11 protein-coding genes and 1 tRNA gene are annotated in these 13,375 nt (G+C 55.0%); 6 read left to right on the forward strand and 6 right to left on the reverse strand.

The genetic code is table 11. The annotated features are described in order from the left end of the window. Window positions 1–6: 6 nt before the first annotated feature. The 3 genes from QWU00_RS02745 to QWU00_RS02755 all read right to left on the reverse strand — a co-directional run bounded on the left by QWU00_RS02745 (window position 7) and on the right by QWU00_RS02755 (window position 3,019). Window positions 7–1,761 (reverse strand): hypothetical protein, encoded by a 1,755-nt coding sequence (locus QWU00_RS02745; RefSeq protein ID WP_035379592.1) that lies wholly within the window; start codon window positions 1,759–1,761, stop codon window positions 7–9. A gap of 263 nt (window positions 1,762–2,024) precedes the next feature. Continuing rightward, window positions 2,025–2,684, reverse strand: coding sequence for a hypothetical protein (locus QWU00_RS02750; RefSeq protein ID WP_035379589.1), 660 nt, complete (start codon window positions 2,682–2,684; stop codon window positions 2,025–2,027). Between the two features lie 95 nt (window positions 2,685–2,779). After that, complete coding sequence (locus QWU00_RS02755) at window positions 2,780–3,019, reverse strand: hypothetical protein (RefSeq protein WP_035379587.1); 240 nt, start codon at window positions 3,017–3,019, stop codon at window positions 2,780–2,782. A gap of 483 nt (window positions 3,020–3,502) precedes the next feature. Here QWU00_RS02755 and QWU00_RS02760 point away from each other — a divergent pair, with 483 nt between their 5' ends. The 3 genes from QWU00_RS02760 (at window position 3,503) to QWU00_RS02770 (ending at window position 5,832) form a co-directional block, all read left to right on the forward strand. After that, the gene (locus tag QWU00_RS02760) at window positions 3,503–3,958 is read left to right on the forward strand and encodes a hypothetical protein (RefSeq protein ID WP_150395646.1); all 456 of its coding nucleotides are present in this window, start codon (window positions 3,503–3,505) and stop codon (window positions 3,956–3,958) included. 234 nt (window positions 3,959–4,192) lie between these two features. Further along, window positions 4,193–5,017 (forward strand): P-loop NTPase family protein, encoded by an 825-nt coding sequence (locus tag QWU00_RS02765; RefSeq protein WP_035379581.1) that lies wholly within the window; start codon window positions 4,193–4,195, stop codon window positions 5,015–5,017. A 5-nt stretch (window positions 5,018–5,022) separates the two neighbouring features. Further along, window positions 5,023–5,832, forward strand: a complete 810-nt coding sequence (locus QWU00_RS02770) for a hypothetical protein (RefSeq protein ID WP_035379579.1) — start codon at window positions 5,023–5,025, stop codon at window positions 5,830–5,832. Between the two features lie 304 nt (window positions 5,833–6,136). On the opposite strand, the gene QWU00_RS02775 is transcribed toward QWU00_RS02770, so the two are convergent. After that, a complete protein-coding gene (locus QWU00_RS02775; protein WP_035379577.1) occupies window positions 6,137–6,448 on the reverse strand; it encodes a helix-turn-helix domain-containing protein in 312 nt (103 codons plus the stop codon). 354 nt (window positions 6,449–6,802) lie between these two features. Next, window positions 6,803–6,892: transfer RNA gene (locus QWU00_RS02780), tRNA-Ser, on the reverse strand. A 160-nt stretch (window positions 6,893–7,052) separates the two neighbouring features. Here QWU00_RS02780 and efp point away from each other — a divergent pair. Both efp and QWU00_RS02790 read left to right on the forward strand, forming a co-directional pair. Further along, on the forward strand, window positions 7,053–7,619 hold the full coding sequence (gene efp, locus QWU00_RS02785; RefSeq protein WP_006557949.1) for an elongation factor P: 567 nt from the start codon (window positions 7,053–7,055) through the stop codon (window positions 7,617–7,619). A gap of 41 nt (window positions 7,620–7,660) precedes the next feature. After that, entirely contained in the window at window positions 7,661–8,488 is an 828-nt protein-coding gene (locus QWU00_RS02790; RefSeq protein WP_035379620.1) for an inositol monophosphatase family protein, read from the forward strand. A gap of 329 nt (window positions 8,489–8,817) precedes the next feature. Here the strand turns inward: QWU00_RS02790 and QWU00_RS02795 are convergent, their stop codons facing one another. Beyond that, on the reverse strand, window positions 8,818–9,882 hold the full coding sequence (locus QWU00_RS02795; protein ID WP_035379619.1) for an NAD(P)-dependent alcohol dehydrogenase: 1,065 nt from the start codon (window positions 9,880–9,882) through the stop codon (window positions 8,818–8,820). Between the two features lie 185 nt (window positions 9,883–10,067). On the opposite strand from QWU00_RS02795, the gene QWU00_RS02800 reads away from it, so the two are divergent. Further along, window positions 10,068–13,073: an ATP-dependent DNA helicase gene (locus tag QWU00_RS02800; protein ID WP_035379575.1), complete on the forward strand. Its 3,006-nt coding sequence runs from the start codon at window positions 10,068–10,070 to the stop codon at window positions 13,071–13,073. The last annotated feature ends 302 nt before the right edge of the window (window positions 13,074–13,375 follow it).

Consider the following 13,375-nt stretch of genomic DNA (forward strand, 5'->3'; position numbering starts at 1 on the left):
CACACCCTAGTTATCTGGCTCTTCCGAGCTTTGTTCCTCTGCCATTAACGCGGGAGGAATCTTTGTGAGATAGGGTCGCAATCTTAATCGATTGAGGCCGCTCTCTGCGGCTATACGCTGCAGCGATGCTGCCATCTGTCGTGCAAATTCGATCTTGTTAGTAGCGCTTGTATCTAATCGACCGAAGTCAAGCGCAAGATAGATTGCATTATTGAGGTCGTGGCCTTGCCAGTCCTTCAGCATCTTATCATAGCACTCGGACGGGAGGGTTGCGAGATAGGCAAGTTCGTCAGGTCCCCAATCTTGCGAAAACACGATCTTGCGCAGGATTTCGGTAGGATCCCGGTCGACGGGCATACCGGCCAGTATGGCGTCAAAGGCAGTGACGATATGCGGGTCCAGACGTCCCCGGTTACATGTGTAGAGAGCAAAGAATTCGCGGGGCTTATCCTTCTGGGTGTCCACGTACATCGGCAGAAACCGCTCGGCTTCCTCGGTGCGGCCAAGTTCACGCAGAAATTGAAGAGCATCAGATGCGTCGGTTGGGCTCATTGCATTACTATATCGCTCGAAAGCGGTGCATATAGCCTCTATGAACTTATCTTGATCGTTGCCCAATCCATCATGGAAGATTTTCCATGGCTTGCTAATTACTTCCCGGGCCTCTTCACTGGCGAGCTTCTTAGACTCATCTTCGAGAAGCTTCTGCAGCGCCTGGCGATCAAACGCGCCAGCTTGAAGCCCATCTGACAACACCTGATCGATTTGATCGAAATCACCGAAATCATAGGCCTTCAAAAGCTGGTCCAAATTCAGCTCGTTAGCAGAACAATTCTCGTTTGAGAGGTTGATCCTGAACTTGGCGTAGCGGCAGACAAGCGCTAGGTCTGGAGCGAGTGTCGGCTCGAAGACGCACCACCCGAGCAAAGCAATGGACTTGATCACCCGCTCGGTAACCCCACTGTGGAGGTCCGTGAGTTCAGACTCGAGATGCTGAAGAAAACGCCGTATCCGGCGGATGACGCGGATGTTCTTAATTCCGAGCGCGACGGTTTGCTTCGCCAACTGTTGACCCAGCACGTCCTCTGCAGAGATGGCGGCGACAGCGGACTCTTCGGGCGTCGGCTCAAATCTTACCGCTTGATCGACAACTTTCTCAATGTATGAACGATATTTGGTGCCCTGTTCCCCCAGCGCATCCTCATTAAGTAGTAGTACGACTTTACAGCCCTTATGCTCACATAGCGAGGACACCATACCTAGAACGTCGGCCATGTCTAGCCCCTGTCCAGCGCGTTCGATGTCGTCGATGCAGATGATTTGTTTACTGATTAGCAATGCTGCGCCTGGCGCGAATAGATCGGCAAGTTTGCCAACATAGGGAAGGGTAGACGCCGCCTTGCTGGCTACTGTCGTGCTCTTTCGAGCGGCCCGCTTAGTGAGCGCAATCACCCCGGGGAAACTACTTAGGTGTTCGAGGTAAGAATCAAATGTAGGCTCGAGTTCGGGTCCTTCGAGTGAGACTGTCGATTGCACGATTGCGGTCGTGAGCGCGTCGAGGCTTCGCATGCCAAAAAGCGATACATACGCATAATTGCGAAGCTTAGCCGTTGCGCGGTTCGCTTTGAGGGTTTCGTTCCACAAGTGTGTCTTGCCGACACCCCAGCGCCCACTCACACTGAGTACCTCCGGGTTTTCAGTGGAAAGGAAACGCTCGATCTGCTCAAATACATTTTTCTGCGACATTTTCAGCCTCGTCATAACATGACTGTCTCAGAATTTTACTATAAAAGTCTGGTAATATGAAGTTGTGGACAGTAGAAAAAATCCATCATATTTTCCATAAAAGATAGTTGCTTTCTCATCCGTTCCCGATAGCCGACTTTCCGCTTACCCCCCTGATCGGCCTGTCTGTTCAATGATACAGGAGCAGACAGGCAGCAGTCGCTATCATCTCGGATGCTTAACAGATTAAACAGTGACACCCAAAATCAGGTGTCATCATACCGTCATACAGCCCCCCATCAGGCAGCTGTTCGCAACCCGTCCTCTGCGACTGCCGCAATCGCCTGCCTGAGGGCCGCCATAACCTGTTCAGGATCACAGACCATATCCTTGAAAATAAGGATCGGGCGCTGACTGGATGGATAGCGATGCAGTCGCCTTAAGGTCTCGTCCTTTCGCGCCTTTTGTGTTGACGAGTAAGCCGTGAATGTCCGGTCAAACAGACCGACGACTTCGATAAAACAGCTTTTGCCGGACTGGGTCGAACTCACTTTAAAATCGGCGAAAGCCGCTTCCTCAAAAATGCATCCTTTTACAACAGGATGAATGTCGAGCTTTAACGTCGAAGGCAGGGTGGACTTGAGGCGTCGGTATACGGCCAATTCGTAAAGGGAATCAAACTCAAGACCGTCCTGTGCGAGCTTTTCCTCGACAGGTAGGTGCGGATGGCACTGATGCACAGCCTCACGAAAGGCCACCCATGCCCCCTCCCCTGGCTGCCAGTATTTCTTGCGCAGATCCCAGGCCTTTCGCCCAAGGTCCGCCAACATAAAGCCATTGACACAGACGCCAACGCGGGCTGAAAGCTCGGCGTAGAGGTCAATATCCCGGCGCGGAAAAAGACCGGCCCCGCCGGCCATCGGAAACTGAAGGGGATCGAAACGATAGTCCAGTGTCATGAGGAAGTATCCTAAAAAAATGGCTCCGATCACGCAGCGTGATACGGAGCCATGAAAAGATTGTCTGGGATAGAGATAGAGCGTGACTGAAGAGGTCAGGCTGCCTGCTTCATCGTCACCGGAGCCGCCAGAAGCTGTTCCAGGCGGCCGTAACGACGTTCCATGTCGCGATGCAATATGACCAGGCCCTCAAGAGCCTCAAAAGCGGCTTCGCTGCCTCCAAGGATCTCGAGCTGCAGAACGCCCTCGAGCACATGAAGAGCTTTGAGTTCCATCGTTGAATGCACAACGTCATCGGTAACAGGAAACAGATCAGACAGTGGGTAATGAGACATGATTTTTGTCCTTGTCGTCCAAAAAAGGGAGAAAAAGACCACACACATCCCGTCCCTCTTCCTCTGGGGCATTGACGGATATGCACAGTCACCAGAACACACTGGAAAAGCGTCTCCATCCCACCCCGGTCAGAAAAGCCCTTTTCTAGAAAATTCATTTCAAAACAATGAGTTGAGAGAGAGCATTTTTAAATGCGATAGAACGAGAGAAAAGAAGAAAAAACCCAGCAATTTCATATGCATCCCGTAGGGTGCATATGAAATTGCGGTAGCGTGCCTTCATTTGGGACGAAAAAGTGCCTCTGGAGAGCGAAAACAACCGCATCTCAGGGGGTAGAAAGTCGGAATTACGCCCTGCCTAAAAAGGCCTCTCAACAATGACGTCCCGTTCTTGTCCCGCTTTGAGGCCGAAACCGTCTGGCTTTTTCAGAAGCCTGATGTCAGACTGAAAACGGCCAGAACCCTACAGAAGAAGGGATGAACATGAAATACGACCAACATGGCCCGCTGGCGGCCATGCTTTCAGAAGCGGCAAAAGAGAGTGGGCAAGGCTCATTAATGGCATGGATGGAGTACCGTCATGACGAGTTGCTGGTCGAACTCGGCTCGAAGCGTGTTCGGTGGCCGATATGGCTTGCGCTTTTTCGGCAACTCGACTTGCGTGATGCCAACGGAAATCATCCGACGCTTGAGACCGCCCGGAAAGCATGGCAGCGGGTCCGCGCCCAGAAAAAGGTCGCTCAGGTAGCGCTGCGTCCGGCCCAGCATCACCGCCCGCAACCCGACCGTTGGACCGTTCCGGCAACACCACCGCGCCCAGCGAAAGAAGATCGGTCTTCGAGTGCTGATCTCCACCCCGACCTGCAGCGCATTCGGAAGAATCTCTCCCGGACGACTGTCCAACGCCCCCGTCCCCTCACCGAGGACGATATCACTTAAATGTGACTCTATGACCATTCTGTCAGGTTCTGCATTTTTCTGAAAATTCCTTCTAAAAATCTTGCGTCTTTCTGCGTCGCCCTGCGTCCTCAGGCGTCTATGATTTTCACCAATGGATCATATATCATTTGTTTTAATCTGATAAAAAACTCATTTATCATCTAGGACAATGCGAAATAAGAAGATGGACTCGCGGCATAAATAATGCACCCTCTACCAAATCGGAGGGAAGCCATGAAAACGCTTAAACCAGTTCCAGACCATGAAGAGCCTGTCACACTAAAAACCAGTCTCGCCCAGAAGAGTGCCATCACCCCCTGCTGCCTGATCTTTGCGGGGCGGGGAGGAACCGGCAAAAGCACACATGCACGACTGCATGCAGAGTGGATCGAAAGATCTGGATTATCTCTGAAAATAGCTGATCTAGACAGAACAAATGCCACACTGACGGCATTCTATCCTAATCTGGTTGAAGCACCTCGAACCGCAGATGACAGGGATGTCATGACATTCCTGGAGGATATTCTAGAACGTCAAATTGAAGAAAAATATCATCTGATTCTGGATTTTGGTGGTGGAGACCTCATTTTAAAAAATATCGCTCTCCGTCTTGATCTTGTCGCATTTTTTCGCGAGCACGCTATCCAGCCTGTCTTTTTCCATCATTTAGGGGCCGATCTGGATTACTTGGCTTACCTCGTAAGCCTTGAGGAAGATGCTCTTTTCCGACCGCAGCGAACAATTGTTGTTCTAAATGAATTCATAAAACCTTCCTCCCAGTCGGTTGAAGTCGCCTTTGAAACGATCATGGGCAGTAGACAACTGGGAGACGTTCTGAAACGTGGAGCACGTATGATCTCGCTCCCAGACCTATTGCCGGCACCGGATATCGACCGAAAACGTCTGCGATTTTATGAGGCCGTTCAGAACCGGCAATCTGTCGACATACCACCTCTGGGCCCCATCAAACGTCAGATGCTGGTTCAGTGGCTTCGCACCGTTGCCGAACGCTTCTGGGAAGCAAACGTCGATCTGCCCTGGATTCCAACGGAAGAGTAGTTTCCATGACATCGCCCATCACCCCCCGCAACACTCAAATCCCTCACTCGGAACTCTCTGCCGCACTTGAAGCGTATCGCCGCAAGGCGGAACAAGCCGGCATTAGACCCGGGGATCCACTTCATGGCTGGATCGAAGCAACAGATCGCCTGTTCGAAGCGCTGGCGGCCCGTTTCGAAGAGAACGAAAGTCGGCAAGATGAGACGGTAGAGAGGCTGCAGGAAGCCGTCTACCGAATCACTCAGATCTCTGTTCTTCTTACGAAACATTCTCCCACGCCCCCTCCTCCGCCAAAGACCCTCGAAGGTCACGTCGTGGGAGCCCCGCATGGAATGCTCGCGGCCTTCTTCGAACTGGCTGCCGATGTACTTCCATTCCTCAGACGACCAGGATATCGGCTGCTGCTTTCTGGTGGACTGATTTTCTCTTCGTTTTTGTTGGGCGTTATAATGGAACAGGACACCATGAGTCGCCAGATGGCCCAGACCGTAAGCGCAGCAAGCGTCCAGATTGATCAGGAGAGGGAAGAAGCCCAAAACAAGGTCGGACAGGCTGAGAAGCATGCAACCGAAGTCGTCATCGCGGCCCATGAGCATGATGCTGCAGTCGCGGAGTTCCAGAGTGCCATGACGCAGGCACCGCCCTCCATTATTTCATGGGCTGCCGTGATAAAAAGCAATCCATTCACTGAGAACATGCGCGATCAATGCCGTGAGACGATCCGCATGAGCCAACGGCCGCCCTATTGGCGTTCCTGTTCAATTGAAATAACTCTCGGATCGCAAGACGCTATCAACGCGATTGCAGGGAACTGACCTCAGCAATCTTTAATAGTCTAAGCTGATAAGAACTTGCCGCACGGAGGATACAAACGAGTCACTCCACACGCCTGCTGATTTTTAGACTATTTTTTCAAGTATAGGGAATTCAAACAGAATTTTATGAGATCCTATGCTTGTTTCAACGCAAAAAATCCTGAGTATTTTAACTACTCTTATTTTCTCAGGCAATGTCCAAAATTTCCTCGCGTGATGCATTTAACAGAATAGTTCTCACCTCACACGCAACTATGGGGACATACATAAAGAAGCGTCCCCATTTCGCTACAAAGCTATCTCGCTAATGAATGAGAAAGAACGTTGCCCACAGAATGGCAACGCTCGAGACTATGAAGGTCACCATACCCCAAGACAGAAAAGGAACACACGCCCGTCCACGGCCGGAGGTGGACGGCAAAACACCCACAGGCTTTATAAGCGCCAAAACATCCGCCAGTAAAAACAGTGTTTTGCGCCCGAATTTGTATTTGGTGAGCGCACCCGCGGCGACATAACGATCAATTGTTTTTACGTGGCAATGGAGGTGAATTTCCGCCGCCTCCTTCCGGGTAACAAACGCCCCTTTTGGGACCGATATGTCTGTACCGTGCATGATACGCACTCCTCAAGCCTGACGGCTGACGGCCAGCCGTCTTGTCGAAACCACCATGCTGAGGAGCATCAGGTGATCGGAGCTGTCTTGGGGAGATGTCGTATTATGACAAAGTTATCTTCGTTGGGAAGGTATGAGGATGACGTGGAAGGATAGTTAAAGATAAAGCTCCTCAGCAGAATCTCGTTTTGTTCTATCAGAACCCGAACCCTATTGCCAACATAAATTATTAGGAGCGCTTCTTACGCCGCCCGACGCCGCAGGAAACCTCAAACCATAAGATGGGATGCATGATGGGACCAACGAGAAGATGGTCTACAACTATTTGTTTTTACTGGGAAATTTATCACCTGATGGCGGAAGGGGTGGGATTCGAACCCACGGTACGGTTACCCGCACGCCAGTTTTCAAGACTGGAGCCTTCAACCACTCGGCCACCCTTCCTGCATCAGGTCGAACGTCTTATAAACACGCCTTCTTTTTCTGTCTAGCGGGGGTGTGAGCAGAAACTGTTTGTAGGGTTTCAGTGCCCTCACGCTTGCTCTTACGGGGTTGGAGTTGTAGAACGCCGTTCTTTAATACCCAATCCATTCAGGGACGAGTTATGAAACAGCAGGCGAACCTGATCCGGGCCGGACAGGTTATCGAGCATGATGGCCGTCGCTGGACGGTGCTGAAACAGCAGATCATCACCCCCGGCAAAGGCGGCGCATTCATCCAGGTGGAAATGCGCGACCTTAAAACCGGGAACAAAACCAACGAACGCTGGCGTACCGCTGACAGCGTTGAACGGCTGATGACCGAGGACAAGGAATATCTGTATTCCTACACCGATGGTGAAACGCTTGTGCTGATGGACCCGGAAACGTTCGAGCAGTACATGATCCCGGTTGATCTGCTGGGTGACCAGGCACCGTTCCTTCAGGACAACATGACCATCAACCTCCACCTTGTTGAAGGTGACCCGGTTGGCGTGGATCTGCCCCCGCAGGTCACGCTGGAAATTGTAGAAGCTGACCCCGTTGTCAAAGGGCAGACGGCAAGCTCCTCCTACAAACCGGCCAAACTTTCCAATGGTGTTAAAACCATGGTGCCCCCCTTCATTGAAGCGGGCGAACGGGTTGTCGTCAGAACAGAAGACGGCTCTTACGTAGAACGCGCCAAAGACTGATCTTTCAGCACCACTCCAGAGCAGGACAAAACACAGTGGCCATGCGTCTTTCCCCCGTCATGATGGTGATGCAGACAGCTGCCCAAAAGGCAGCCAAGCGTCTCCTGCGCGATTTCAATGAAGTCGAGCAGCTTCAGGTAAGCATCAAAGGCCCCGGTGACTTTGTCTCTCAGGCAGATCTTCGGGCAGAGCAGACCATACGCGAAGAACTGGAACGGGCCCGCCCGGGCTACGCTTTCCTGATGGAAGAATCCGGCGCTTCAGGCGGTGATAACTGGACGTGGCGCTGGATTGTGGACCCGCTGGACGGCACCACAAACTTCCTGCACGGCATTCCGCACTGGGCCATTTCCATTGGTCTGCAACGCCGCCTGCCCGATGGAAAGATCGAACTTGCAGCCGGGCTGGTGTACAACCCGGCCGCAGGTGAAATGTTCTGGGCGGAAAAAGGCAGCGGGGCTTACCTGAACGAACGGCGCATTCGTGTTTCGGCACGCCGGGACATGCATGAATCCGTGTTTGCAACAGGCATCCCCTTCGCCAAGGTGCCCGCACGGCAGCGCCTGCCCTTCGCCCGCGTGATGGGCCACCTGATGCCGCGTGTGGCCGGTGTCCGCCGCTTTGGTGCCGCGGCTCTGGACCTCACATGGGTTGCGGCTGGCCGGTACGAAGGTTACTGGGAATTTGGCATCAAACCGTGGGATTGCGCTGCAGGCATCCTGATCGTGCGTGAAGCAGGCGGTCAGGTAACTGACCCCGCCGGGCAGGATCTGGATGATATGCCGGACGATGTGATGATTGTGGCTGGCAACGCCAACATGCACAGCAAGCTGCTTGAAGTGGTTGCGGAAAGCCTTCAGGACGCCTGAAGCCACTTTTCCCACTTTCAGTTTTAAAGAAGGTCGCCTTCACATTTACTGTGGGCGGCCTTCTTTTTTAGGTGCTTCCATCTAGCGTTAAAAAAACACGCCAGACTGGCCTGATGGACTTTTCAAACAGCCCATCAGGAAACGCAGTACGGTTTAACAGATCAGCCTGACCATTTTATTCGACCTCTCCGGGTAAAGCGTCTAGAAGCCGATGTATGGCTGAAGGCCGTGTTTGCGCCAACCTTCCCCGCTTGCCACTCAACACCGTCCTTCGGCCTCCCATTACTTTGCTCTCCATGAGACTGCGCCAGAACTTCTGAGACTTTCTCTCACGCCGTTTCTGGCAGGGACGCCATATCAATCACAAACCGGTATTTTACATCAGAGCGCAGGACGCGTTCATAAGCCACATTGATCTGATCCATTTTGATCATTTCAATATCGGCCGTGATGTTGTGTTTGCCGCAGAAATCAAGCATTTCCTGCGTTTCCTGAATACCACCAATGGCTGACCCGGCCAGACTGCGGCGCTTGCCCACCAGTGTGAACGCCCCCACAGACATGGGTTTTTCCGGCAGCCCCACCAGCACCATGTGCCCATCCTGCCGCAACAGGCCCAGATATTCGTTCACGTCGTGCTCGGCAGAAACCGCATCCAGAATGAAGTCAAAGCGATTGGCTTCCGCTTGCATGGCCTCGGCATCTCGGGAAATCACCACGCGATGCGCGCCCAGCCGCTTGCCGTCTTCCACCTTATTGGGGGATGTCGTGAACAACGTGACTTCCGCCCCAAGTGCCACAGCAAACTTGACTGCCATGTGACCCAGGCCGCCCAGCCCGACAACACCAACACGGTGCCCTTTGCCCACCTTCCAGTGCGCCAGCGGAGACCACGTGGTAATCCCCGCACACAGAAGCGGCGCAGCGGCGGCAGGATCAAGATTTTCAGGCACGCGCAGCACAAAATGGTCATCCACCACAATGCTGCGGGAATAACCCCCATAGGTATGGGCCCCTTCTTTCGGGAAAGCCGGGTCCGGGCTGTTGTATGTCCAGGTCGGCAGGGCATCACAATATTGTTCCAGCCCGGCTTCACAGGAATGGCAATGGCGGCAGGAATTGACCATGCAGCCCACGCCCACCAGATCACCTTTTTTAAAGCGGGTGACATCTCCGCCTGTCTGGACCACACGCCCAATAATTTCATGGCCGGGCACGCAGGGGTAAAAGCTCGGCCCCCATTCACTGCGCACCGTGTGGATATCGGAGTGGCAAACACCACAATAGGCAATATCTATCTGCACATCACGCGGGCCGCAGTCCCGCCGTTCAAACGTAATGGCTTCCAAGGGAGCCGTAGCACTGGAAGCAGCATAACCAACACAGGAAAACACGTGTCTGTCCTTTTCCACTGAGAGCAAAAGCAGGCAGGCGATATCCATCCCTTCCCGCACAAAATACTGGGGTGATCATACGGTATCAGGCCCGCTTCAGAAACAGCGCTCTGTGGGCATCAGGCTTTCACCATATGGAATAGCCTCTGGTTCGCACGCCCCAACTTGCGTAGAGTAAGGCTTCCATGCAGTCATCCTTCCCCTCTGCGCATGATGCGCCCGCGCTCACAGCGCATCATCGCGGCATTTCCGTGCTGACGGAGGACGGGGAATTTCTCACCCTTTCCATCGCGGAAATACGTGAGCGGCTGCAAACCATGCCCTGCCCGCTGGTGGTGCATGCGCCTGCCTTCGCCCGCAAACTGGGTCTGCATGCACTAGGCCAACCCTGCCCGTGGCTGGACCTGCTGGAACTGTTCGCCTTTGTCTATCCGGCCCGTTCCGTCGCCCCAACACCGCGTGGGCTGGCCCTCGCCCTTGGGGTAGAAGAGGAACGAATTGGGCAGGCGGAAGCAGATCTACTCCCTCTTCTGACCTCCCTGATGCTGGCGGAACTCGCGCGCCTCAAAAGTGGCCCGGAAGCAGAGTTTCTTGCCGCGCTAACCGTCCGGCTGGGGCAAGCAGGCTGGCCCTGGGCGGGAACTGTGGCGGAAACCCTCGGCCTGCATGAAAAACTTGGACCACGCGGACAGTTGCCAGAAGACGCCATGCAGCCGGGAGACGCCCTGCGCGTGTGGCGCGTGCTGCCCAAATGGGAGGATGTTGCCCCACGCCCGCCTCCGGCATCTCATCCCATCACGTCAGCCGAAGCCCGCGCCCGCCTGACCATGCTGCTGGGCGAAGGGGCTGAAAGCCGCGCAGGACAGGCAGATTTTGCCAGTGTCTCCACCGCTGCGTTCGAACCTCGCACCATGCGCGGCAATCCCGCCGTGGTGCTGGCGGAAGCCGGAACGGGAACGGGCAAGACGCTGGGGTATATCGCACCCGCCAGCGTGTGGGCCGAACGCAATGGCGGCAGCGTGTGGATCAGCACCTACACGCGCCACCTGCAACGCCAGATTGAGCAGGAAACACACCGCCTGTTTCCGGATGACGCCACACGCCGCCGGCATGTGGTGCTGCGCAAAGGGCGCGAGAATTACCTCTGCCTGCTGAATATGGAAGAAGCCGTCAACAGTGCGGCCTCCCGCCCCGCAGGCGTGACCATTGCGCTGGCGATGCTCGCCCGCTGGGCCCGCGCCACCGCTGATGGTGATCTGACAGGCGGAGACCTGCCCGGCTGGTTTGGAGACCTGTTTGGCCACGGCAACATTACCGGCGTTGCGGACAGGCGCGGCGAATGTATTCACGGTGCCTGCCCGCATTATCAGCGCTGCTTTGTGGAACATACCATCCGCCGGGCGCGGGAGGCAGATCTGGTCATTGCCAATCATGCGCTGGTGATGGCGCAGGCGGCCTATTCTGAAAACGCCATGGCGGATGATTCGGAAGAAGGTGAAGAAGACAGCACGCCCTCCCGCTATGTTTTTGATGAAGGCCATCATCTGGCGGATGCGGCAGATGGTGCCTTTTCCGCCGAACTTTCGGGGCTGGAAGCTGCGGAACTGCGGCGCTGGCTGTTGGGCGCGGAAGGCCGCCGTTCCCGCGCACGCGGCCTCAAGCGGCGGCTGGATGATCTGGTGGTCGGCCTGCCCAAGCTGGAAACACCGCTGGACGCTGCCCTGATGGCGGCCCACGCCCTGCCCGCCCCCGGCTGGTCCACGCGGCTGGCCGGAACAGACGGTGAGAACGAACCACCGCCTCATCCCGCCGAAGACGTGCCTGCACAGGGAGAAGATGGCCTTTTCCCCATGGTGCAGAATGCCGTTGAGCCCGTGCTTGAGAACCCGACCGAGATGTTTCTCAAACTGCTGCGCCAACAGGTTCTGGCGCGCAGTCAGGAACGTGGCCGTGCAGACCATGCCTATGGCGCGCTGGAATGTGACCTGCACCCTTTATTGCCCGACCTTGCACAGGCCGGGCAGGCGCTGGCGCGGGCATTGGGGCGGCTGGCGGAACCACTCCGCACACTAGCGGAACGCCTGCACGCCCGTTTGCAGGATGAAGCAGAAAGTCTGGACAGCGTCACCCGAGGGCGAATTGAGGCTATGGTGCGCGCCTTGCGCCGCCGGGCCATTACCCGGCTGGACGCCTGGATCGCCATGCTGGACGCGCTGGATCACCCACCGCCAGCAGATGCCACCCCAACCCACATTCATTTCATCCGGCTGGATCGTCGGGAAAAACAACGCATGGGCGAGCAGGATGTAGGCCTGCACCGCCACTGGCTGGACCCCACCGTGCCTTTTGCTGCGGTTATGGCCATGCCTGCACAGGGCATGCTGATTACGTCCGCCACCCTGCGCGATCAGTCTGACACCCCGCGCAAACCCCCAACAGAAGAGGGACAGACGGAAGACCTTTACTCGGAAGAATCGGAACGTGCGTGGGAAGCGGCTGAAGCCCGAACCGGAGCAAACCACTTTCCGGCCCCCGCCATTCGGGCCAGCCTAAGTAGTCCTTTCGACTACGCCCGGCAGACGCGCACGTTTATTGTTAATGACATAGACCATGGAAGTATTGCCGATCTGGCAGCCGCCTATCGCACCCTGTTTCAGGCCTCTGGCGGCGGAGGGCTCGGGCTGTTCACCGCCATATCGCGCCTGCGCGGCGTTCACTCCCGCATTGCGCCTGCGCTGGAGGAAAGCGGCCTGCCTCTTTATGCGCAGCATGTCGATGCAATGGATAACGCAACGCTGGTGGATATTTTCCGCACGGAAGAACATGCCTGCCTGCTGGGTACGGATGCCATGCGTGATGGTGTGGATGTGCCGGGAAATGCCCTGCGACTGGTGGTTTTTGAACGCGTTCCGTGGCCCCGGCCTGATATTCTGCACCGTGAACGGCGCATTCATCTCTCTGGCGGTGATACAACCGGATATGATGACCGGATTGCCCGGCTCAGACTGCGTCAGGCGTTTGGGCGACTTATCCGCAGCCAGTCAGATCGGGGTGTTTTTGTGCTGTTGGATCGCAGAACACCTTCGCGCCTGCTCTCTGCTTTCCCACCGGGGGCTGAAGTGCGACGGATGGGGCTGGCGGATACAGCACGGGAAATTGAAAGCTTTCTGCCACGCACGCCTCAAAACTGAACGGCGATGGCCCATCGCGCTCGGGGCATGACAAGATGCCTTACGCGGCGGCTTTACATGCTGAAGTCAAAAAACTGCGTCTAAACCCTCAGCAATCGGAAACAGCGTGCGTTTCCACCTGTGCTGAAAGCAGAATAGAAAAGCTCAACGCAAGGATATTGGCTTAAAAACACCAACATCATCCAACGCAGAAAAACTGCCGCACAAAACTGACAGGCTTTTCAAATAATTTTTGGAATAATCAAAATGTGTCGCAGAGACAAACAGGAACCACCAAGAATAACCGCGTAGCGTTTTCTTGC

The organism is Acetobacter tropicalis, assembly GCF_030644465.1.
Lineage (GTDB): Bacteria > Pseudomonadota > Alphaproteobacteria > Acetobacterales > Acetobacteraceae > Acetobacter > Acetobacter tropicalis.